At 49.8% G+C, this 21164-nt stretch carries 21 protein-coding genes and 1 pseudogene; 8 read left to right on the top strand and 14 right to left on the bottom strand.

What is annotated here, in order from left to right; genetic code table 11:
* Positions 1-196 precede the first annotated feature (196 nt).
* A pseudogene (gene znuD, locus HMPREF2572_RS11940) lies at positions 197-1060 on the top strand (TonB-dependent zinc receptor ZnuD); the annotation flags it as partial.
* A 35-nt stretch (positions 1061-1095) separates the two neighbouring features.
* Here the strand turns inward: znuD and HMPREF2572_RS14680 are convergent.
* The 9 genes from HMPREF2572_RS14680 to HMPREF2572_RS11900 form a co-directional block, all read right to left on the bottom strand.
* Positions 1096-1236, bottom strand: coding sequence for a hypothetical protein (locus HMPREF2572_RS14680; RefSeq protein ID WP_168161790.1), 141 nt, complete (start codon positions 1234-1236; stop codon positions 1096-1098).
* Positions 1233-2489, bottom strand: coding sequence for a D-amino acid dehydrogenase (locus tag HMPREF2572_RS11935; protein ID WP_070498839.1), 1257 nt, complete (start codon positions 2487-2489; stop codon positions 1233-1235). Before HMPREF2572_RS11935 ends, HMPREF2572_RS14680 begins: the two co-directional genes overlap by 4 nt.
* Before the next feature lie 76 nt (positions 2490-2565).
* Entirely contained in the window at positions 2566-3957 is a 1392-nt protein-coding gene (locus tag HMPREF2572_RS11930; protein WP_070498838.1) for an alanine/glycine:cation symporter family protein, read from the bottom strand.
* Positions 3958-4397: 440 nt separating this feature from the next.
* Positions 4398-5066, bottom strand: a complete 669-nt coding sequence (locus HMPREF2572_RS11925) for a DUF3108 domain-containing protein (protein ID WP_070498837.1) — start codon at positions 5064-5066, stop codon at positions 4398-4400.
* A gap of 53 nt (positions 5067-5119) precedes the next feature.
* Positions 5120-6157 (bottom strand): hypothetical protein, encoded by a 1038-nt coding sequence (locus HMPREF2572_RS11920; RefSeq protein ID WP_070498836.1) that lies wholly within the window; start codon positions 6155-6157, stop codon positions 5120-5122.
* Between the two features lie 37 nt (positions 6158-6194).
* Positions 6195-6821: a phosphoribosylglycinamide formyltransferase gene (gene purN, locus HMPREF2572_RS11915; RefSeq protein WP_070498835.1), complete on the bottom strand. Its 627-nt coding sequence runs from the start codon at positions 6819-6821 to the stop codon at positions 6195-6197.
* Positions 6822-7010: 189 nt separating this feature from the next.
* Positions 7011-7847 carry an FKBP-type peptidyl-prolyl cis-trans isomerase gene (locus HMPREF2572_RS11910; protein WP_070498834.1) on the bottom strand — a complete coding sequence of 279 codons (837 nt, stop codon included), beginning with the start codon at positions 7845-7847 and terminating at the stop codon, positions 7011-7013.
* A 130-nt stretch (positions 7848-7977) separates the two neighbouring features.
* A complete protein-coding gene (locus HMPREF2572_RS11905; RefSeq protein ID WP_070498844.1) occupies positions 7978-8418 on the bottom strand; it encodes a DNA polymerase III subunit chi in 441 nt (146 codons plus the stop codon).
* A gap of 182 nt (positions 8419-8600) precedes the next feature.
* The gene (locus HMPREF2572_RS11900) at positions 8601-9053 is read right to left on the bottom strand and encodes a DUF1287 domain-containing protein (RefSeq protein WP_246827821.1); all 453 of its coding nucleotides are present in this window, start codon (positions 9051-9053) and stop codon (positions 8601-8603) included.
* A 661-nt stretch (positions 9054-9714) separates the two neighbouring features.
* Between HMPREF2572_RS11900 and htpX the strand changes: the two genes are divergently transcribed.
* The 4 genes from htpX to rlmB all read left to right on the top strand — a co-directional run bounded on the left by htpX (position 9715) and on the right by rlmB (position 12869).
* Positions 9715-10554, top strand: a complete 840-nt coding sequence (htpX, locus tag HMPREF2572_RS11895; protein WP_070498833.1) for a protease HtpX — start codon at positions 9715-9717, stop codon at positions 10552-10554.
* Positions 10555-10975: 421 nt separating this feature from the next.
* Positions 10976-11686: an AzlC family ABC transporter permease gene (locus HMPREF2572_RS11890; protein ID WP_070498832.1), complete on the top strand. Its 711-nt coding sequence runs from the start codon at positions 10976-10978 to the stop codon at positions 11684-11686.
* Positions 11683-11991, top strand: a complete 309-nt coding sequence (locus HMPREF2572_RS11885) for an AzlD family protein (protein WP_070498831.1) — start codon at positions 11683-11685, stop codon at positions 11989-11991. The genes HMPREF2572_RS11890 and HMPREF2572_RS11885 overlap by 4 nt, the downstream gene beginning before the upstream one ends.
* A 128-nt stretch (positions 11992-12119) precedes the next feature.
* The gene (rlmB, locus tag HMPREF2572_RS11880) at positions 12120-12869 is read left to right on the top strand and encodes a 23S rRNA (guanosine(2251)-2'-O)-methyltransferase RlmB (RefSeq protein WP_070498830.1); all 750 of its coding nucleotides are present in this window, start codon (positions 12120-12122) and stop codon (positions 12867-12869) included.
* A gap of 285 nt (positions 12870-13154) precedes the next feature.
* On the opposite strand, the gene HMPREF2572_RS11875 is transcribed toward rlmB, so the two are convergent.
* Positions 13155-14108 (bottom strand): L-lactate dehydrogenase, encoded by a 954-nt coding sequence (locus tag HMPREF2572_RS11875; RefSeq protein ID WP_070498829.1) that lies wholly within the window; start codon positions 14106-14108, stop codon positions 13155-13157.
* Positions 14109-14172: 64 nt separating this feature from the next.
* Positions 14173-14331 (bottom strand): type 2 periplasmic-binding domain-containing protein, encoded by a 159-nt coding sequence (locus tag HMPREF2572_RS11870; RefSeq protein ID WP_070498828.1) that lies wholly within the window; start codon positions 14329-14331, stop codon positions 14173-14175.
* Between the two features lie 238 nt (positions 14332-14569).
* On the opposite strand from HMPREF2572_RS11870, the gene HMPREF2572_RS11865 reads away from it, so the two are divergent.
* The 3 genes from HMPREF2572_RS11865 to ygiD all read left to right on the top strand — a co-directional run bounded on the left by HMPREF2572_RS11865 (position 14570) and on the right by ygiD (position 17542).
* Complete coding sequence (locus HMPREF2572_RS11865) at positions 14570-15799, top strand: AAA family ATPase (protein ID WP_070498827.1); 1230 nt, start codon at positions 14570-14572, stop codon at positions 15797-15799.
* Entirely contained in the window at positions 15793-16365 is a 573-nt protein-coding gene (locus HMPREF2572_RS11860; protein WP_070498826.1) for a DUF4276 family protein, read from the top strand. The genes HMPREF2572_RS11865 and HMPREF2572_RS11860 overlap by 7 nt, the downstream gene beginning before the upstream one ends.
* A 391-nt stretch (positions 16366-16756) precedes the next feature.
* Positions 16757-17542: a 4,5-DOPA-extradiol-dioxygenase gene (gene ygiD / locus HMPREF2572_RS11855; RefSeq protein ID WP_070498825.1), complete on the top strand. Its 786-nt coding sequence runs from the start codon at positions 16757-16759 to the stop codon at positions 17540-17542.
* A gap of 200 nt (positions 17543-17742) precedes the next feature.
* Here the strand turns inward: ygiD and HMPREF2572_RS11850 are convergent, their stop codons facing one another.
* The 3 genes from HMPREF2572_RS11850 to HMPREF2572_RS11840 all read right to left on the bottom strand — a co-directional run bounded on the left by HMPREF2572_RS11850 (position 17743) and on the right by HMPREF2572_RS11840 (position 21033).
* Complete coding sequence (locus HMPREF2572_RS11850; protein WP_070498824.1) at positions 17743-18669, bottom strand: aldose 1-epimerase; 927 nt, start codon at positions 18667-18669, stop codon at positions 17743-17745.
* Between the two features lie 77 nt (positions 18670-18746).
* Positions 18747-19160, bottom strand: a complete 414-nt coding sequence (locus HMPREF2572_RS11845) for a hypothetical protein (RefSeq protein WP_070498823.1) — start codon at positions 19158-19160, stop codon at positions 18747-18749.
* 280 nt (positions 19161-19440) lie between these two features.
* The gene (locus HMPREF2572_RS11840) at positions 19441-21033 is read right to left on the bottom strand and encodes a vWA domain-containing protein (protein ID WP_070498822.1); all 1593 of its coding nucleotides are present in this window, start codon (positions 21031-21033) and stop codon (positions 19441-19443) included.
* Positions 21034-21164 lie beyond the last annotated feature (131 nt).

Below are 21164 nucleotides of genomic sequence, written 5' to 3'. Positions count from 1 at the left end.
GCGCACTCGAACATCCCCAATCCAAAACCATGACCGAACACCGCAAAAACCCCTTTATCGCCGACAAACCCGACCAAGAAAAAACACAGGCAGAGCTTATCGAAGAGTTGTGCTATATGCGCGCAAAGGTTGCCTATCTAAAGGAGTTAAAAGCCCTCAGCCAAAAGCAGACCGCAAAGGACAAAGCCAAACCGTCCAACCCCTGCCCGACCTCGGCGCGCACCGCCAAACCGCCCGCTCGTTCGCGCTTTCCGGCAACTGGTATTTCTCGCCCCAATACAAACTCAGCCTGACCGCCTCCCATCAGGAACGCCTGCCGTCAACGCAAGAGCTGTACGCACACGGCAAACACGTCGCCACCAATACCTTTGAAGTCGGCAACAAACATCTCAACAAAGAGCGTTCCAACAACATCGAACTCGCGCTGGGCTACGAAGGCGACCGCTGGCAATACAATCTGGCACTCTACCGCAACCGCTTCGGCAACTACATCTACGCCCAAACCTTAAACGACGGACGCGGACCCAAATCCATCGAAGACGACAGCGAAATGAAGCTCGTGCGCTACAACCAATCCGGCGCCGACTTCTACGGCGCGGAAGGCGAAATCTTCTTCAAACCCACGCCGCGCTACCGCATCGGACTGTCCGGCGACTATGTCAGAGGTCGTCTGAAAAACCTTCCGTCGCTGCCCGGCAGGGAAGACGCTTACGGCAACCGCCCACTCATTGCCCAAGCCGACCAAAACGCCCCGCGCGTGCCCGCCGCACGGCTCGGTTTCCACCTGAATGCCGCGCTGACCGACCGCATCGATGCCCATCTCGATTACTACCGCGTGTTTGCCCAAAACAAACTCGCCCGCTACGAAACGCGCACGCCCGGACACCATATGCTCAACCTTGGCGCAAACTACCGCCGCCGCACCGGCTACGGAGAGTGGAATTGGTACGTCAAAGCAGACAACCTGTTCAACCAATCCGTTTACGCCCACAGCAGCTTCCTGTCCGACACCCCGCAAATGGGACGCAGCTTCACCGGCGGCGTGAACTTTAAGTTTTAAGCGCGGATAGATTTCTTGCGAAGCCTTAAATGTTTTTAAAGGCAGCCGTCAGGTTTGCTTTTGGGGATGTCGGGTTTCGCAGGAATGTGAGAAAGGTCGTCTGAAAAACCATATTGCGTTTTCAGACGACCTTTGAGTTTGTAGTGCCGCTCAAACCTTGTCGGTTTAAAGCTCAAGACTGATAGCGCGACAGCCTCAAGTCGTCGCTGCGGATTTCGGTGTCTTTGCCGCACACGATATCGGCGGTTAATTTTGCCGAGCCCAGCGACATGGTCCAGCCCAAAGTGCCGTGACCTGTGTTCAGGAACAGGTTGTCAAAGCGGGTGCGGCCGATTAACGGCGTGCTGTCGGGCGTCATCGGTCTGAGGCCGCTCCAGAACAATGCCTGATTCAAGTCGCCGCCTTCGGGGAACAAATCGTTGACGACCAAAGCCAGCGTTTCGCGGCGTTTTTCGGACAGTTTGATTTCGTAGCCGGACAATTCCGCCATACCGCCGACGCGGATCCTGTTGTCGAATCGTGTGATGGCGACTTTGTAGCTTTCGTCCAAAACGGTGGAAACCGGCGCGCCGTCTGAGTTTTTGACGGGCAGGGTCAAGGAATAGCCTTTGACGGGGTAAATGGGCAGATCGAGGTCCAACTGTGCCAAAACCGTCCTGCTGAAGCAGCCGAGCGCGCAGACGAAGGCATCTGCTTCAAAGCGTTCTGTTTTGGTTTCGATTGCGCTGATGCGCTGGCCGTTGTGTTCGATGCGGCGGATGGTTCGGTTGAAATGGAACTGTACGCCTTTTTCCAGACACAGTTTGTACAGGTTTTGGGTAAAGAGATGGCAGTCGCCGGTCGCATCCGCAGGCAGGTGCAGACCGCCGGCAATTTTGGCGGTAACGCGTGCAAGTGCAGGCTCGAATTCTGCGCATTCTTCGGGTTTCAGACGACGGTAGGGCACGCCGTATCGTTCCAAAACGGTAATGTCTTGTTCTGCCGCTTCGACTTCTTTGGCTTGGCGGAAAATCTGCAAAGTTCCTTTTTTGCGTCCTTCGAAATTCATGCCGGTTTGCGCTTCAAAACGGCGGAACATTTCACGGCTGTATTCGGAAATCCTGACCATGCGCTCTTTGTTGATTTGATAGCGGGATGCCGTGCAGTTTTGCAGCATTTGCCACAGCCATTCGACTTGATACAGGCTGCCGTCGGGGCGGAACAGCAGGGGAGGATGGCTTTTAAACAGCCATTTCAGTGCTTTGGTCGGAATGCCGGGTGCCGCCCAAGGCGTGGTGTAGCCGTAAGAGAGCTGACCTGCATTGGCGAAACTGGTTTCCATTGCCACGCTTTCGGCGCGGTCGATTACGGTTACCTCATGTCCGGCTTCCGCCAGATACCACGCGCAGGATACACCGGCAACACCAGCACCTAAAACAAGCACTTTCATTTTGTTCCTCCTCTGACTTTTTTCAAAAATACAGATATGAGGTCGTCTGAAACACATTTTCAGACGACCTCGGGCATCAATGCGGCAACTCTCCGTTTCTGACTTTTTGTTTGAAGTCACGCGTTTCATTGACGATCACTTTAGCCATTAAAAGGAGTGCGATCAGGTTGGGCAGCGCCATCAAACCGTTGAAGGTATCTGAAGCCAGCCATACCAAATCAAGGCTCAAGACTGTACCCAGCATGACGGAAGAAACATAACCGACGCGGTACAGACCGGCAAATTTCTCGCCGAATACATAAACCGCACATTTCTCGCCGTAGTAGCACCAGCCCAGAATGGTTGAGTAGGCGAAGAAAATCAGACCGATGGTGACAATCCAACCGCCGATACCGGGCAGCATTTTTTGGAAAGTGACGGTGGTCAGTGCCGCGCCGCTCAATTCAGGTTTGACAAATTCGCCGCCTGCGTCGAGCAGACCCATGACCAAAATGATGCCGGTAATCGAACAAACGACGATGGTGTCCAAAAACGTACCGGTCATGGAAACCAATGCCTGACGGACGGGATGGTCGGTTTTCGCGGCTGCGGCGGCAATCGGTGCAGAACCCATGCCCGCCTCATTGGAGAACACGCCGCGCGCCACACCGTAGCGGATGACGGTACCGATGGCACCGCCGGCGACTGCTTTCGCGCTGAACGCATCGGAGAAAATCAGGTTGACGGCGGGCATCAGTGCATCAGAATTAATCACGATAATGGAGATACCGCCCACCACATAAAACACTGCCATGGCAGGTACGATGAAAGAAGCGGCTTTGGCGATGCCTTTGATACCACCTAAAACAACGATGGCAGTCAGAACGGTCAAAGTGATGCCGGTATAGACAGGATTGATGCCGAAGCTCGTCTGAACCGCTTGAGCGACTGAGTTGGACTGTACGGAGCTGCCGATGCCGAACGAAGCGAATGTGCCGAATAAAGCGAACGCTAACGCCATCCATTTCCAGTTTTTACCCAAACCGTTTTCGATGTAATACATAGGGCCGCCGGACATTTCGCCTTTGGAATTGGTCACGCGGTATTTCACCGCCAACACGCCTTCGCCGTATTTGGTTGCCATGCCGAAAATGGCGGTCATCCACATCCAAAATACCGCACCCGGGCCGCCGGTAACGACGGCAGTCGCCACACCGGCAATATTACCCGTGCCGATGGTGGCGGACAGAGCGGTCATCAAAGCGGCGAAATGGGAAATATCGCCTTCGTGGTCTTCGCCGTCTTCATGTTTCTTTGACGGAACGAAAGCCTGCTTCAACGCATAGCCCAACATGGTGAATTGCAAGCCTTTCAGCATGACGGTCAGCAAAATGCCCGTGCCGACCAGCAATACCAACATAACAGGTCCCCAGACCCAGCCGCTGATGGTTTCAAAAAAGGCTTTGAGATTGTCTAAAAACAATTGCATGGTTTTCTCCTTCATCCGTTTTATATTTTTTACGCACTACTATTTTTTGTAGTGTCATGTAATTTCAGCACAGAATGTTCAAGAACACAATATCCCTATTTTTAAAAAATTTTCGATGTCATACCTTATGCGGAGGCCTAATTGGGTAGAACATATTGTTTACAATCTGAAAAATAATGTGAATGCAGCTTAAGATTGTTAATCTGTAAACGCATACCTTTCAACTAAAAAATCTCAGGTCGTCTGAAAAATGGCGGTTGATTTTTAGAGAAATACGCCATAGGCGAATCGCTATGGTGTGAGGGTTGAAAAGTCATGTGTTCGGCGAGAAAAAAACTGCACCTTAATAGATTGGAAGAAATATCCAACTTTTTAGGTGCAGTTCGGTTTTCAGACGACCTTTGGGAAACGGTCGGTCATTTGGAGATGGTGTGCCGCCGTTATGGTTTGACGGCTTTTCCGTCAATGATGACGGATGTAAGTTTGAGGTCGTAAGTTTTGCCGTCGTCGGTGTATTTGATTTCGGCAGGAATGTTGTTGAAGGCGGGGGCGAATGAATAGGTGACGGTGTCGTCGCCGCGTTTGACGCGGTATTTGTTGACGGTGGTCGTACCGCCGCCGATTTTGTAGTTTTCGCTGCCGACTTTGGTCATGCCGCTGACGGGGTAGAGTTTTTTGCCGTTGGTAATGTTCAGACCGGACGGCAGGTGGGCGTCGTTGGCGGCAAGCTGCCAAGCCAGTGTAAAGAGGTCGAGTGTCGTGCCGCTTGATTTGGCGGTTTCGCTCGAGCCGGCTTTGCCGTAAGTGATGCTGTTGCCGCTAAATTTGGCTGCGGCATAAAGTTTGCCGCCGCGGACGTCTTTATAGTATTTGGGACGGAGGGTGTTGCCGCTGATGGTGCCGCCGGATTCGAAGCGGATGCTGTACATTGGGACTTTGATTCTGGAAACGATGGTGTATTGATTGCCGCTGCGGGTGAAGGTCATGGTGGCGGGTATGCCGTAGCTGCCGGAATATTTCAGGGTGGCTGATTGGGGCAGCTCTGCGGCATAGACGCTTGTGGCGCTCAGGGCGAGGCCGGCGGCAATAAGCAGGGTTGGTGTTTTCATGATGTCATTCCTCCTGTTTTGGGTCGTCTGAAAGGATTTCAGACGAGCTTGGTTTATTGGAGATTGCCCGAACCGAACATAAATTCTATCTGGCTTTGGTAATGGCTGTTGCCGTTGCGTTTGTCGAAGTCGGCGGCAAGCTCGCGGGCATGTTGCGCCGCTTCTTCGTCAAAAGGAGAAAGCGCGATGAGGTAGTCTAAATAGAGCATATTGTCGTTTTGGGCATGTTGAATAATGGCGTCGCCGTGCCGGTTCATCAAGTCGAGGGCGCGTTGCGACTGTCCGAGTTTGTACGCCAGTTGGGAGAAGAGTGGGATAAGGCGGACGAAAATTTCGTCTTCTTCGGCGTTGATTTTGTCTATGGCTTCGTCCAAAAGACGCTCTGCTTCGGGATATTTGCCCAGCCGTATCATGCTGTCGATGGCGGGATGGTAGGTAATATGCGGCACTTCGGCACAGGTCATTTCGCCCGTTAAGATGGGTTGGGCGGCGTCGATGGCTTTTTGATACTGTCCGATGAAATGGTAGAAGTTGACTTGTTCGGTCTGTTCGCACGCGGGACAGTCGGAAAATTCGTCCGTCGCGGTTTGCTGCCATTTTTGGAAATTTTCTTTGGCGGCGGTGTGGTCTCCGGTCAGTATGTTTTGCAGCATCAGTGTTTTATAAAATGATGAAAGACTGAACCGCATGTTTTCATAGTGGTAACGCATTGTTTCGTTCGCTTCCTCGATTTCCTTTTTGTCGAGAAAGAGGTCGCGGGCAAGCGTAGGAATGATCCATTTGAATTTCCACTGGCAATCGATTAAATCGTAGAAGCCTTCGGGAAAGCCGTCGTCTTCAGGATGCTGCTCGTAGCTTTCGTCACAGCGGTCCAAGTGATGGTCGATCAGCCAGTTTAGGCAGTGCAGCTTGAAGCCGGGAGAAAAGGAATGGTTGCTGAGTACGTCGCCGACAACAAAATTGCACAATGCCAACGTTGTTTCAGGGTTGTTTTTGAGGCTTTGGTTGAATAAATCGATAGCTTTGCTTTGGCGTTGACGGTAGTCGGATTCGGAAATGATATCCAAAAGGGTCAACTGGTTTTGGCTCATGGTTTTTCCTTATGTGGTACTGCTGCTTAGGCGGGGATTACGCGAGCAGGGTTTGTCTTTCGGCGTTGCGTTCTGAATTGAACACGCGGTTGCCTTCGATTTTCAGACGACCTGCGACGAAATCGGCAACGGCTTGCGGGAAAAGGCGGTGTTCGACGGTCAGGACGCGTGCGGCAATGTCGTCGGGCGTATCGCCGTCGAGGATCGGGACAATGCCTTGCGAGATAATCGGACCGCAGTCCAGCTCGGGGGTTACGAAGTGGATGGTGCAGCCTGCGACGCGGCAGCCGGCTTCAAGAGCGCGTTCGTGGGTGTGCAGGCCGGTGAAGGCGGGGAGGATGGACGGGTGGATGTTGATCAGGCGGTTTTGGTAATGGGCGCAGAATTCGGGCGTGAGGATGCGCATAAAGCCTGCGAGGACGACCAAATCAGGTTGATAGGCATCGATTTTCTCCATCATGGCTTGGTCGAAAGCAAGGCGGCTGGGGAAGTCTTTGTGGTTGAGGCTGTCGGTGGAGATGCCGCGCTCGGCTGCCCAAGCCAGTCCGGCGGCGGTTGCGCTGTTGCTGAGGACGGCGGCGATGCGGGCGTCTGGAATGGCGGCATTGACGATGGCCTGCATATTGCTGCCGCGGCCGGAGATGAGGATAACGATGTTTTTCATGGCGTCGGTTGTAGGAGGTTGGTAGGTTTTATTGTATAGCAAAACAAAATCGGAATGTTATGGCGCGGGTTTATTGGGGGTTTGATGGGATAGGAGGTCGTCTGAAACGGGGTAAACCATGTTTTGCGAATATACAGAACAGAAATGCCCGAAACGGATTCGGTTCGGGCATCGGGTTAAAGCGCAGGCTTATTGGACTTTTTGAATGTCAACTTGACCGGGAGCGGGTTGGAAATCTTCGGGTTTGCCGATTTTAACCAGCTTCACGTCAAATACTAAAGTGGAATTCGGGCCGATTTTTCCGCCCGGCATGACTTGGTCGCGGTAGGCGAGTTTGGACGGGATGTAGAACGTAGCTTCGCCGCCTTCTTTTAAGAGTTGGATGCCTTCGGTCCAGCCGGGGATGACTTGGCTGACAGGGAAGGTGGCAGGGCTGCCGTTGGCTTTGCTGCTGTCGAAGACAGTACCGTCAATCAGGCGGCCTTCGTATTCGACAACGACGATGTCGTCTTTCTTAGGCTGTTTGCCTTCACCTTCTTTGGTGATTTTGTATTGCAGGCCGGAAGCGGTGGTTTTCACGCCTTCTTTAGTCGCATTTTCTTTGAGGAACGCTTCGCCTTTTTCCAAGTTGGCTTTGGCATCAGCTTGAAGTTTTTCTGCGGCTTTGGTTTGTTGTTCTTTCAAGAATTTCATCATGACTTCTTGCGCTTGGACTTCAGTCATTTTGCTTTCTTTGCCTTCGTAAGAAGCCTGCATGGCTTCGATGAAGACTTTCATATCAATTTCCGCGCCTTGATCTTTCATTTGTTTCAATGAGCTGCCGATGTCCATACCCATTGCATAGCTGGCTTGTTGGGTCGGTGTACCGATAGAAGACGTATCGGTTGCGGCAGATGCGCCGGAAGCTGCGGATGCAGATGCGGGAGCAGAGGCTGCGGCAGGTTTATTGGCGTCTTTTTTGTCGCAGGCGGTCAATGCCAATGCGGCGGCAATTGCCAATGCGCTGAATTTGAAAGTTTTGTTCATGATGTTTTCGTCTTTTAAAAGGGGTCAGTAAAAGAAAGTCGGGATTATAGCCCAGTTTGAATCAAAAGGAATCAAGGCTGTTTAAATTTTCGGCTTATCGTGTAAAGCCGTTTTCAGACGACCTTGGATTTTAGGCTTTGCCTGTCATATTGTGGTGTTCGATAGAAAAGCCGCTTTTTTTGTATGCGCTGAAGCGTTCGCGGGCGTCGGCGAGTTCTTCCAAACTGCTGCCCACGATTTCAAGCACGCGGGCAGGAATGACTGGGGCTTTGTTCCAAAAGTCGGGCGAGAGGTTGAGGACGGTGGCGTTTTCAGGGACGGCAGGCAGTGTGTTGCCGAACGCGAGCCATACGGGTGTTTCAGACGACATGGGTTGGTCGGGCTGCCAGATTTCGTGCGGAATGAAACTTTCGGGGATTTGCTGCCAAAGGTCGCGATCGAGGCGGCGGATGGTTTCGTCGGAATCCGACCACACCAATATCTGCCCGCCATCGCGTATGGCACGCGCAATCAGGCGGCAGGCGAAGGCGGCGGGGTCGGCGGCGTGGGTGTAGAAAGTGGCTTTAGGCATGATGCGCACAGGGCAGGAGGAAATGGGGGATTATAGTGAAAACGTTGTGAAAGGGCTATGGCAAGACTGTCTTGTCTGCGTAAGAAAATTTAGGCATCCGGACGCTTGTCGAGATGCCTTCGCAAAGCATATCGGGTTTTCAGACGACTTTTGGGGATTGGTGTCGATAGTGCGACAGAAGTTTACTGAACGGGAATCCTGAAATGCCCGGTAATAGTATAGCGGTAGAGGATGTCGTCTTCACGGGTTCCTAAACCGATATTGTGAATAATCAAGGGTCTGTTGCCGATTTTGCGGTCGGAGACGATGCCGATGTGCGGACGGTTGCCTTTAAGCTCCCAAGTCACAATGTCACCTGCCTGATAATTCGTATCCTGAACCGCCCAGCCTTGACGTGTGAAATAAGTCATGAGGTTGGGTACGCGGCGGTGGTCGATGTTGGTGTCGGGTTGCTTCAAGCCCCAACGGTTTGGATAGGCGGAGAAGTTCCGACTCATGTCTTGATGGACGAGTTCTTGCAAATCCATATTTTGGTCGCGCAGGGCGCGGACGATGACGTCGGTGCACACGCCTTTTGACATCGGTACGTCACCCATTGGATATTTGAGTTTGGTATAGGCAGAGTCGTAGCGCAGGGTCTTGCCGATTTGGTTGCGCGCGGATTGGACGATTTTTGGCGAAGGTTGGTTGGGTAATGGAGTGTGAGGAATCGGTGCGGATAATCGGGACGGTTGGACCGTAAGGACTGTGGTAAAACCAAAAAGCCACAGCCGTCATCAGGGCAATGGCAACCGCAATGCTGACAAGAACAAGATTAAGGGTGGTTTTGCGCTTCATGATGTATGTAGGGATTTAATGTAAATGTTATATGCCATTATTTATCAGATTTCGTATCAGTGTGGCAATCAAAAGGGGAGTAACGGTCTTTATTAGGTATATTCGGATGGGCAATTAATACGTTTTTGAGGGTAAAATGGCATTTTGTTAACGCTAAATCTCCTGTTTAGTCAAAATGATACTTTGGTTTTGCATACCTTTTCCAAGTACGGCATTTTAGAATTCGTCTCTTTTTGAGAAAATACCGCAGTATTAGCAGTAATGCGGTATAAGTCTTACAACCTGATTGTGAATTCGTTCAAAAAATTTAGGGCAAACCGATATTTGAATTCCAACCGGTTTTCGATATAAAGCGTAGAGTACGAAGTAAATCTCGAAACCCCGATATCGTTTTATTTTGCTTTTCTTTTATATTAATCAAACATAAACCAACCATACCCAGAAAAAGGAACCTTCCTGGTGAAACGTATCTTCTTGTTTCTCGCAACCAATATTGCCGTTTTGGTCGTTATCCGCGTTGTTTTGGCAGTCCTCGGTATCCACAGTACCGATCAGGTCGGCAGCCTGCTGGTGTATTCGGCAGTCGTCGGTTTTGCCGGTTTGATTATTTCATTGCTGATGTCCAAAACCATCGCCAAAAACTCAGTCGGCGCGGAAGTCATCGTACAGCCGCGCAGCCATGAAGAAGCGTGGTTATTGGCGACTGTGGAAGCACAGGCGAAGCAGTGGAGCCTGAAAACGCCGGAAGTGGCGATTTATCACTCCCCCGAACCCAATGCCTTCGCAACCGGCGCAACGCGCAACAGCTCGCTGATCGCGGTGAGTACGGGTTTGCTCGAGCGCATGACACGGGACGAAGTCGAAGCCGTTTTGGCGCACGAAATGGCGCACGTCGGCAACGGCGACATGGTTACGCTGACCTTGATACAGGGCGTGGTCAATACCTTTGTGGTTTTCCTTGCCCGCATCGTTTCCGGCATGGTTGCCCGCAATAACGACGGCAGCACTTCGCAAGGCACATATTTTTTAGTCAGCATGGTATTGCAGGTTGTGTTCGGCTTTTTGGCAAGCATTATTGTCATGTGGTTCAGCCGTCAGCGCGAATACCGTGCGGATGCGGGAGCCGCCAAATTGGTCGGCGCGCCTAAAATGATTGCCGCGTTGCAACGCTTGAAAGGCAACCCGAGCGATTTGCCGCAGCAAATGAATGCGATGGGTATCGCCAGCGATGCCAAAGATTCTTTACTCAGCACACACCCCTCTTTGGAAAACCGAATCGCCCGCCTGAAAGCTTTATAATCAGGGCAGAGATTCAAATAATAGAAAGATGATTGAAGGTCGTCTGAAAATTTGAATCGTCCAATAAACTTCGGATATTCATGACAACCTGTTCAGTCGGTTTATATCAGCCGGATTCTGTAATACTGCAGAATCCGGCTGTTTTCATTTCAAGCCGTATTTTTGGGGCAGTCTTACAGTTATAGTGGATTAAATTTAAATCAGGACAAGGCGACGAAGCTGCAGACAGTACAAATAGTACGGCAAGGCGAGGCAACGCCGTACTGGTTTAAATTTAATCCACTATAAAACTGAAACGGATACAGCGTTTACTTGTTTACGCTTTCGTCTTGCCTTCCTGATTGTTGACGATTTCACTTATAATACCTCCCCTCATTTTTCATCTTCAAACCCTAACCCTTCTTTAATCTCCCCCAACAAAATGACACACCCCAATTCCCCGCAATCCGAATTTCTACGCGGCATCAAAGAAACCTCGCCCATGCTCATCGGGCTTTTGCCGTGGGCGTTGATATTGGGTATGCAGGGCGGTCAGAAGGGCATGAGTTGGCTGGAAATGCTGATGATGACGGGCATGAATTTCGCCGGCGGCTCGGAATTTGCGGCAGTCAATCTGTGGGCAAATCCGTTGCCGATACTGCTCATCGCCACCGTTACCTTCATGATTAATTCGCGCCATATTCTGATGGGGGCGGCAATCGCGCCTTATATGCGGGATATGCCGTTGAGAAAAGCCATGCCCGCGCTGTTTTTTATGTGCGACGAAAGTTGGGCGATGGCGTTTGCGGAAATCCAAAAACGCAAGGCAATGGGGCTGCCGGCATTCAATATGCCGTTTTATGCGGGCGTATGCTTTATCCTGTATACCACTTGGATCGGCTTTGCGGCGTTTGGTGCGGCGGTCGGGCCGATGTTCGGCGATGTCGTGGCGTGGGGCTTCGGCATGGCGTTTCCCGCCGTGTTTTTGGTGCTGCTGCGCGGAATGTGGAAAAGCTTTAAGGCGGCACGCCCTTGGTTTGTCAGCCTGATTGTAGCGTGTGGGACTTATTTGTCGGTGGACGGGCATTGGTATGTGCCGATGGGCGCGATTTCCGGCCTGCTTGCCGCCTATCTTTGGGGAGAGAAGGAATGAAGGATTTGCTGTCTTGGCAGTCGTTCCTGCTGTTTGCCGGCATGCTGGCGGTAACGTATTCCACCCGCCTTATCGGTTTTTTCGCCTTGCGCAACCGCACTTTAAGCCGCCGCGCGCAAATCGTGATGGAAGCCGCGCCGGGTTGCGTGTTGATTTCCGTCATCGCGCCTTATTTCGTGTCCGACAAGCCGCACGAACTGATTGCCATTGCGCTGACCGTGCTTGCCGCAAGCAGGTTTTCTATGTTGGTTACCGTGTTGATCGGTGTGGGCAGTTCTGGGCTGTTGGGGTATTTGATGCGCTAGGCAGTTGAGGTTGAGTGAAACCGGTTATCTGTTTTCAGAGTGCGCAGCCTCCTGACGGGACGACCTTTCCCTTTCAGACGACCTTATCTTGTTATAATGTCGTCTGAAATTTTTTATAAAGCAAAATCATGGCAAACCAAAGACTCATCTACGGCTTTCACGCCGTCAATGCCCGCCTGTGGCAAAACCCAAAATCGATTACCGAACTCTACGTCCAAGAAGGCAAAAACGATGCCCGCACGCGCGACGTGTTGGAAAAAGCGGCAAACGAAAACGTGCGCGTACACTTCGCCGACGCCGACCGCCTCAACGCCATCAGCAAAGGCGCGCGGCATCAGGGCGTAGTCGGGTTTATCGACGCTTCCAAAAACCACGTCCACCTCGAAGACGTATTGGAAAACCTGAGCGAACCGCCGCTCTTGCTGATACTCGACGGCATCACCGACCCGCACAACCTCGGCGCGTGTCTGCGAACCGCCGACGCAATGGGCGTACACGCCGTCATCGCGCCGAAAGACAAAAGTGCGGGACTGAACGCCACCGTCAGCAAAGTCGCCTGCGGCGCGGCGGAAACCGTTCCCTACATCACCGTAACCAACCTCGCCCGCACCCTGCGCGAGCTGAAAGAATACGGCATCTGGATTATCGGCACCGACATGGGCGGCGATTCAGACCTGTATCACTGCGACCTGCCTGACAGCGCGGCATGGGTGATGGGCAACGAAGGCGAAGGCATGCGCCGCCTGACACGCGAACATTGCGACATGCTGGTGTCGATACCCATGTTCGGCATGGTCGAAAGCATGAACGTCTCCGTCAGCGCGGGCATGGTGTTGAGCGAAACACGCCGTCAGCGGGTGTTGAAAGCAGGGAAATAGGATTTAGTTTTATGAATGGAAAACGTCGTTTGAAAACCAAATTTCCAGTTTTCAGACGACGTTTTTTCATGGGCGGGTCAGTGCCGTCATGCTTGCACGTCCTGAATCCGTCAGTCTGCCATTAAAGTAATCTTCAAACACTTTTGAACATTGCAAGTCCGGATTTCCGCTGCGGTATAGGTATTTTTACAATATTGACGGATTAAATTCCCCCTACATAGCAAACGTCGTCTGAAAACTGGATTTCCAGTTTTCAGACGACGTTTTACTTAGAGGCGATTCTATTTACCCGACCATTTTATCGACTTTGTGTTGATAGCTTTTTAACAGCTCCGCCGAGCGGGCAAAGCGTTCGGCTTCGTCGTCTGAAAGTTGCAGGTCGATGATGCGGACTGCGCCTTGGCGGTTGACGACGGTCGGTACGCCGATATACACGCCGTTTTGTCCGAACTCGCCTTCAAGCAGAGTGGAAACAGGCAGCACGACGCCTTGATTGTGCAGGATGGCGTTGGAGATACGGCTCAAGCCCATGCCGATGCCGTGGCTGGTCGAGCCTTTGGCGGCGATGACTTCGTAGGCGGCATTGCGCACGGTGTTATAGATTTTGTCCATACGCGCCTGCCCGTCTTCTGATTGTTCCAACATCTTCTGAACCGACATACCGGCGATGTTGGCGGTGCTCCAAAGCGCAATGATGCTGTCGCCGTGTTCGCCGATCATCATGGCATCGACGCTCCAAGGCGCGACGTCGAACTCGTTGCCCAGACAGACGCGGAAACGTGCGGAGTCAAGGATGGTGCCCGAGCCGATAACGCGCTCTTTGGGCAGTCCTGAAAAGCGCAAAACAGCATAAGACAGTACGTCCACAGGATTGGAGGCAACCAAGAAGATACCGTCAAAGCCGGAAGCCATGACTTTCGAAACGATGTCGCGAAAGATGCGCAGGTTTTTGTCGATTAAGTCCAAACGGGTTTCGCCGGGAGCCTGCGCCGCGCCCGCACAAATACACACGATATCTGCATCCGAGCAATCATCGTAATCGCCGACGTAAATACGCGCGGGCGAAGCGGCATAAGGCATTCCGTGGCGGAAGTCGCGCGCCTCGCCTTCCGCGCGCGTACGGTTGATGTCGATTAAAACCATGTCGTCGCACAAGGCTTGGTTGAGCATGGAATAGGCATAGCTGACCCCAACCGCGCCCAAGCCCACAACAACCACTTTATTACCAACTTTTTTCATATTTATTCCTGTTTGTTTGTGAATAGGAATTATTAATAACACTTGGACAAGGTGCCGTCAAATTTCAGACGACCTCCACCCGCAGCGCATCCACAATCAGCTTAAACACATTCGAATGCCCGCGACGGCTGGGGTAATAGAGATAAAGCGGATCGTAAGTGATGGCGTATTCAGGCAACAGCTCGACCAGTTGCCCGGAATTGAGTGCATCTGCCAAGCTCATACTGTGCTACCCACGAGATGCCGAGGTCGTCTGAAAAGAGTTTCGGAAAAATTTTTATACCAATATTTTAAAAACGGCTTTCTAGCAAAGTCGATACTTATCTGAGAATTCATGTAAGAATAATGTTCTTTAAAACAATAGTATAACTTGATTTTTGCACAAGAAAAAGGTTGCCGTCCTATGAAATGCTCTGTATGCTTTCAAACACGTTTTGTTGATAAATTCAAGAGAATTAAAAATGAAAATTAACTATTTGGAAATTAAAGGATTCAAAAGTATCCAAAATGTAGAGCTAAAAGATGTTTCTCCTTTTATGGTTTTAGCGGGGGCAAACGGTACGGGTAAAAGCAATTTTGTCGATGCCTTGGCATTTTTATCAAAAGTGATTGATATGGGAGTGAGCAAGGCGATATCTGAGTTTGGTAGTATAGAAAATTTAATTAGTCCTAAACATAAGGCTGGAGACATTAGCTATAAGATAGAATTTGAAATTGAAAAACAAATTTATCAATATGAAATAATGATTGCTTTGAAAAATATCGCTTCTAGAGTCAAAGAAGAGTCGCTAAAGATTCTTAAAAGTGGGGAAATAATCTTTGACAGTGATAAAATCCGCAAAGAACTAGAAGCAAAGAAAGAAAGTAATACATCAGATGATTTAATTGGTGCAGGGTTACTAGGTGCATTGGGGGGGCTTATCTGGGGCGCGATGAAAGATAGCGATCAAATCGGTCAGGATATAATCAATGGTGTGGCGACAGGTATCGGATTAAAATTATTAACCGATGAAAAATATTCATCTGACGACAGTTTTCTCCGACAAAATAAAGAATTTCAAGGTTTAAAAAACGTCAAAATATTCCGTATTGACCCTTTTACCATCAAAAATCGCCGCAGTACCGGCAACAATCCGGGGGAGCTTAATCGTGACGGTAGCAATATTGCTGCAGTTCTGGAAAAACTTGAAAAAGACAATGAATTACGCGAGCAAATCATTGAATGGATGAGCGTGATTGTGCCCGAAATGAAGAAAGTTTCTGTTAGAACACAAAATATAGACAGTTCAAAAGGGCTATTTTTCGAGGAAGACAGCGGTAATCGTTTCCCCGCCCATATGGTTTCGGACGGCACAATTTATGCCTTATGTTTGTTAGTTGCCGTTTTAACGCGTGTGAAACAGCCCGGCATTACCATCATTGAAGAACCCGAACGGGGCTTACACCCGAAAGCTATTAGTGAACTGATTGGTTTTATTCGTGAATATGCAAGCCCTCACCACCCCATTATTCTTACAACTCATAGTGAATCGGTAGTGCGCAGCCTAGAATTGGAAGAATTATATTTTGTCAGTAAATCTCAAGGCAAAACCCAAATTAAAGATGTTCGGAAGTCGGGTGTCGATAAAAACAAAATTCCATTAGATACAGCTTGGCTGACTAATCTGCTGGGGGGAGGATTGCCATGGTAAAAGTTGGATTTATTGTTGAAGGGTCATGCGAAAAGATTATTATCGAATCAGAGGCATTCAAGAACTTTTTACACAGGAATGGTTTTGAGTTGGTTGAACCTGTTGTTGATGCCAAGGGCGCAGGTAATTTATTGCCTCGTAATATTGAGCCCTTTATTGGTGTTTTGGAAGCAAAGGGAGCAGAAAGACTGTATATTTTGACGGATTCGGACGGACTCCCTGTTGAAGATGTTAAGGAAAGAATCAATCACGCGAAAATTACTGCCTATTTTATTGCGGTTAAAGCGATAGAAGCATGGTTTCTAGCAGATACTCAAGCCATGAAAAAATTTTTAGAAATTGAAGATTTTGCGGGAGAACAGTTTCCGGAAGAGACGCCCGAATTGCCTTGGGACAGAATCAGCAAAATTGTCAAAGAAACTGGTTCTGCCAGAGGACCGGGAAACAAAGTTGGCTTTGCTCAGAAGATGATTAAATATTGGGAATTTTCAATCGAAAATGCTGCCACGCATCCAAACTGTCCGAGTGCAAAATGTGTTGTTGCACATTTTCAATCTAATAGATAAAAATCGTCTGAATGTATAGTTTAAAGATGGCCAATAATATTGCTCTACCATCTCTATATTGAAAATTCTTCTAATCTTTCTAAGATAAAAATGTCGTCTGAAAACCAAGTTTATTTTTCAGACGACATTTTTTTATAATTTGCTATTAACAAATGATATTCTGACGTTGAGTTATCCGTCATAGAATGCAGTGCTCTTAGGCAGATTTGTTCGATTGATTTAGGTATTGCCGTTGAAATCGGAATCTTCGGACCTCTTTTTAACTTTGCAGCAAAGCTAAAAAATACTTCATCATTTTCTACTGGGAAAATATGTTGTTCATAAATTGAGATTTATTGCTTAATCATTTATCCGTACAATCTGCCTCATCAAATATTTTAAGGAGGCAGTGATGAAAAAAATGCCTGTATTGTTTGTCGGGCATGGTAGTCCGATGAATGTGTTGGATAAGGAAAATCCTTTCAACCAAAATCTCAGCCTGATTACGCAAAAATTTGCCAAACCGAAAGCGATTTTGATGATTTCGGCGCATTGGTACAGCAGCGGTTTGCAGGTTTCATCGGGCGAACAGCCTGAAATGATTTATGATTTTTACGGATTTCCTGAAGCACTCAGTCAGGTGCAGTATCCGGCGCCTGGTTCGCCTGAGTTGGCGGAACAAGTGCGGTCGTTATTGCAGCCGGAAAATGTGGAGCTGAACCCGACGCGCGGTTTTGATCATGGCACTTGGGCGGTATTGAAATTTCTGTATCCCGATGCCGATATTCCCGTGGTTCAGCTCAGTCTCAACCGTTTGCAGTCGGCGGAATGGCATTTCAATTTGGCAAAAAAATTATCCGCTTTGCGCGAACAGGGCGTGTTGATTATCGGCAGCGGCAATATTATCCATAATTTGAGCGTGATGAGCAGGGCGCATATCAATCAAATCGGCGCGGGCTATGATTGGGTGTTTGCTTTCCGCGAAGCGGTCAATCAGGCGATTGTCGAACAGGATGACGACACGTTGATCCATTACGAAAGACTGGACGAAAAGGCAATGCTCTCCGTACCGACGCCGGATCACTATTTACCTTTTCTTTGCATTATGGCATTACGCGAACCGGATGATTCCATTACATTTTTCAACGACAACCTTGTCGCCGGTTCGCTTAGTATGACTTCGCTTTTAGTGGGGTAAAAGAAAAATATGGCAACGCTATTTCGGTCAGGTTATGATTCAATACAGCATATTTGATTGAAAATGCTAGGTTTACTGACTCGGGTTATTTTTTGTTTTCAGTCAAAGAAACCAGTGCATCAATTGATTAAAAGGTCGTCTGAAAACCTGATTGGGCGTTTTCAGACGACCTTTGCTTTGCCGGTGAAGATTCGGGTTGTTTACGGACGGTTGGCTGCTATATGGTAGCGCGTTTCAAATGCGGCTTCTTCTCCCGTGTCCAGCTTGATTAACCCTAAGCCGTTGTTGAAACAGTCGGGTGCGCCGCTGAGGTTTTCGATGGCGATGGAGTCGCGGGTCGGCGGGGTGAAGATTTGCAGGTAGGGATAGGATGCGTCAGGGTAAATGCTCAGGGTCAGTCCGTTGCCTGAAAGTGTGCAGGCGGCGGGTTTGCTGCGTGCCAAGACAAAGTTGTTGTCCAATTCGATGCCTGTCAGGCTTGAGGTCGTCTGAAAACGGGTATCGTCGATGATGCTGCCGTCAGGAACCAAATCGGCATCGAAGCCCAAGCGTTTGCTGCTGTCGATTTCCAGCGACCAATCGTCGGCTTTGCCGCCGAGCGTGAAATAGGGGTGCCAGCCGTCTGCGAGCGGCATGGCGGTTGTGCCTTGGTTGTGTACGGTGGAGCGGATGCTTAAGCCGTCTGCACTGAGGCGGTAGCGGACGGTCAGGCTGAAGGGGAAGGGGTAGCCGCTGTCGTCTTGTGCGTAATCTGCGCGGATTTCGACTTCGGCGGATTGGTCGTCGGCATGGCTGTTGATGAGGGCAAACTCGCGGTCATACATCAAACCGTGTGCCGCGTGTTCGGCGAGTTTGAATTTGCCGCACTGATAGGCTTTGCCGTCAAAGCTGTATTTGCCGTGGCGCAGGCGGCAGGCGTACGGGTTGAGTTTGCCGCTGCGGAACCATTCGGTCAGGCTCTCGCGGGCGTGTTGCGGGGTGTCGTAGGCTTTGACGATGTTGAACCATGTGCCGTCGGGGCGGCGGATTTCGTAGCGGTTGAGCAGCCCGCCGTAAAGATAAATTTCCGCGCGCAAATCGGGGGAGGCGAGCAGCAGGCGGTCGTTGTCGGTTTTGAGTGTGAACATGAAGCAGCTCCTGATTGGGGTTGGGGCAGGGTGTATAAAAGGTCGTCTGAAAAGTTTTCAGACGACCTTTTTAGATTTTAACGCTTTTCTAAAAGCTTGACTTCCGATTCTTCCAAAACTTCCACTTCTACCACGGGAATCTCGATATCTGCTGCGGTTGACGGTTTCAAAAGATCGAATACGGTGTTCTTTACTGCTGTTTCAATGCGGGAACGCATCGCCCATATAAATAAAAATAATAAGATAAAAAATGAGGTAAAGATAAACAGACCGTATAGATAGCTGCCTAAAAGCTGCCCGATATATAGAGAAAGGCTGAGTAAAATTAAAACGGTTGCTGCTCCTCCTGTAATCGCTGCAAGCAGATAAAACGCACTTGGCGCTGCGTATTCCGAGGCGGTTTTTGCCAATTGTTCTTGTTTTTCCTGAATGCTGTTAGAAATGGGATCAATAAAGGCTTCCCGAAATTTCCGTTTTATGAAACCAAACATAATTTTCCCTTTTTATTGATATGAAAACGTATGGCATTATCCTGGAAATCACAAATTTATGCCAAATTATCTGAGGAATGAAAACATAGCTGATGCATTCAACAAACCGATTTCATCCTGTTATCTATATAAATTTTGTCGCCATGAACGATGTATTCTGAAAATGAATAAGCTGAGTCCTGTGGTGTACAGAACCCAGCTTATGCGGACTGCCTGAACAAGTTCTTCTGAGCGTTCAGTATTCGATTGATGCAGCCGTTTCAGACGACCTTTTGAGATTTTACTCTTTAACTAAAGGACCTGATGTTCCTCCTTGTCCTGCGGCGGTGCGCACCAGTTGGAGAAATTCAGATTTCAGGCCGAACGGGTCATCGCCTTGGACTTTTTGTACCATGTTTTCGATGTCGCCCCAGCTTAGTTTGCCGTTGTATTCGCCGCCGCGCAAGGCTTGGGCGTAGGAAGCGGCGGCAAGGGCGAGCAGGGTGTCTTTGTCGGCTTGGTCAAGCGGTTTGCTGCCGACGGGGACGGCTTGTTGCATCAGTTGGCTGTCTTTTTGTCCGGGCAGTTTGTAGCGCACTTTGACAAAGGCGTATTCGTTTTTGCTGCCTTTGGCGGCAGGGGCTTTTTGATAACGTGATTCCTCAAGCCAGCCTTGTTTGCCCTGCGGTATGATTTCATAGATGGCGGTCACGCTGTGGCCCGAGCCGATGTCGCCTGCATCGACTTTGTCGTTGTTGAAGTCTTCATTGCGCAGGGTGCGGTTGGTATAGCCGACCAAGCGGTATTCTTTGACGGTGGCGGGGTTGAATTCGACTTGGATTTTGACATCCTGCGCTACGGTGGCGAGTGTGGAGGTCAGCTGCTGTTGCAGGACTTTTTTCGCTTCTTTTTCGTTGTCGATGTAGCTGTAATTGCCGTCGCCCGCATCGGCGATTTGTTCCATCATGTCTTCGTTGTAGTTGCCCATGCCGAAACCTAAAGTGCTGAGTGAAACGCCGCTTTTACGTTTTTCGGCAACCATGGATTTGAGGGTTTCGGTGTCGGATACGCCGACGTTAAAGTCGCCGTCGGTTGCCAATAAAATGCGGTTGATACCGTTGGGTACGAAGGCTTTTTGCGCTTGCTCATAAGCCATTTGCAGTGCGGATTCGCCGTCTGTCGCGCCGCCCGCCCGCAGTTTGTCAATGGCGTTCAGGATGGTTTCTTTATCTGCACCTGATGTGGGCGGGAGTACCAGATCTTCGCCAGACGCATAGGTAATCAGGGTCACTTTGTCTTGCGGGCGTAGTTGTCGCGTCAGGATGCGCAGGGTTTCTTGAACCAGCGGAAGTTTGTTTTCTGCATCCATACTGCCGGATACGTCCACAAGGAAAACGAGGTTGGCAGGCGGCAGGTCTTTCTTCGCGGTGTCTTGTGCTTGGATACCGATTTTGATCAACTTGGCTTCCGGTTGCCATGGAGAATCAATGGTTTCAGTGTGAACGGCGAAAGGATGCTCGTCGGTAGGAAGCGGGTAGTTGTAGGGGAAATAATTGACGATTTCTTCAATCCGCACGGCGTCTTTGGGCGGCTGTTGGCCGTTGGTCAGGAGTCGGCGGACGTTGGCGTAGCTGCCGGTATCGACATCGATACTGAATGTGGATACAGGCTCTTGGGCAACGGATTTGACCGGTTGGTCGGGTTGGTCTTGGTAGCGTTCGGTGTTTTCTGCAAGAGACAGATTTTCTTCAGCAACGGCGGCAGTAGACAGTGCTGCGTTGGGTGGACTCTGAAGGCTGTCAGGTGAAGAACTTGAGTGTTCGTGTGAACCGGAACACGCTGCCAACGCTGCTAACGTGAGTATGGAAACGGCTTTTAGAAAAAAACGCGGCATGATTTAAGCTCCATAGAAATATCACATGCTGATTGTTAAAAGTATTGATAGCAGTGTATTGGCAGATTCAATGATAGCGCAGGGTCACTTTTTATTTGGATTTTATAGTGGATTAAATTTAAACCAGTACG

Origin of the sequence: Neisseria sp. HMSC064E01 (assembly GCF_001808875.1) — a bacterium.
In the GTDB taxonomy this organism is placed as follows: Bacteria; Pseudomonadota; Gammaproteobacteria; order Burkholderiales; family Neisseriaceae; genus Neisseria; species Neisseria sicca_A.
This window is presented reverse-complemented; position numbering and strand designations above follow the sequence as displayed.

Excerpts from the sequence above, each read along its gene's own strand:
- HMPREF2572_RS11935 (WP_070498839.1), bottom strand. The coding sequence starts at position 2,489 with ATGAAAGTGCTTGTTTTAGGTGCTGGTGTTGCCGGTGTATCCTGCGCG.
- HMPREF2572_RS11930 (WP_070498838.1), bottom strand. The coding sequence starts at position 3,957 with ATGCAATTGTTTTTAGACAATCTCAAAGCCTTTTTTGAAACCATCAGC.
- HMPREF2572_RS11925 (WP_070498837.1), bottom strand. The coding sequence starts at position 5,066 with ATGAAAACACCAACCCTGCTTATTGCCGCCGGCCTCGCCCTGAGCGCC.
- HMPREF2572_RS11920 (WP_070498836.1), bottom strand. The coding sequence starts at position 6,157 with ATGAGCCAAAACCAGTTGACCCTTTTGGATATCATTTCCGAATCCGAC.
- purN (WP_070498835.1), bottom strand. The coding sequence starts at position 6,821 with ATGAAAAACATCGTTATCCTCATCTCCGGCCGCGGCAGCAATATGCAG.
- HMPREF2572_RS11910 (WP_070498834.1), bottom strand. The coding sequence starts at position 7,847 with ATGAACAAAACTTTCAAATTCAGCGCATTGGCAATTGCCGCCGCATTG.
- HMPREF2572_RS11905 (WP_070498844.1), bottom strand. The coding sequence starts at position 8,418 with ATGCCTAAAGCCACTTTCTACACCCACGCCGCCGACCCCGCCGCCTTC.
- HMPREF2572_RS11890 (WP_070498832.1), top strand. The coding sequence starts at position 10,976 with ATGACACACCCCAATTCCCCGCAATCCGAATTTCTACGCGGCATCAAA.
- HMPREF2572_RS11885 (WP_070498831.1), top strand. The coding sequence starts at position 11,683 with ATGAAGGATTTGCTGTCTTGGCAGTCGTTCCTGCTGTTTGCCGGCATG.
- rlmB (WP_070498830.1), top strand. The coding sequence starts at position 12,120 with ATGGCAAACCAAAGACTCATCTACGGCTTTCACGCCGTCAATGCCCGC.
- HMPREF2572_RS11875 (WP_070498829.1), bottom strand. The coding sequence starts at position 14,108 with ATGAAAAAAGTTGGTAATAAAGTGGTTGTTGTGGGCTTGGGCGCGGTT.
- HMPREF2572_RS11870 (WP_070498828.1), bottom strand. The coding sequence starts at position 14,331 with ATGAGCTTGGCAGATGCACTCAATTCCGGGCAACTGGTCGAGCTGTTG.
- HMPREF2572_RS11865 (WP_070498827.1), top strand. The coding sequence starts at position 14,570 with ATGAAAATTAACTATTTGGAAATTAAAGGATTCAAAAGTATCCAAAAT.
- HMPREF2572_RS11860 (WP_070498826.1), top strand. The coding sequence starts at position 15,793 with ATGGTAAAAGTTGGATTTATTGTTGAAGGGTCATGCGAAAAGATTATT.
- ygiD (WP_070498825.1), top strand. The coding sequence starts at position 16,757 with ATGAAAAAAATGCCTGTATTGTTTGTCGGGCATGGTAGTCCGATGAAT.
- HMPREF2572_RS11850 (WP_070498824.1), bottom strand. The coding sequence starts at position 18,669 with ATGTTCACACTCAAAACCGACAACGACCGCCTGCTGCTCGCCTCCCCC.
- HMPREF2572_RS11845 (WP_070498823.1), bottom strand. The coding sequence starts at position 19,160 with ATGTTTGGTTTCATAAAACGGAAATTTCGGGAAGCCTTTATTGATCCC.
- HMPREF2572_RS11840 (WP_070498822.1), bottom strand. The coding sequence starts at position 21,033 with ATGCCGCGTTTTTTTCTAAAAGCCGTTTCCATACTCACGTTAGCAGCG.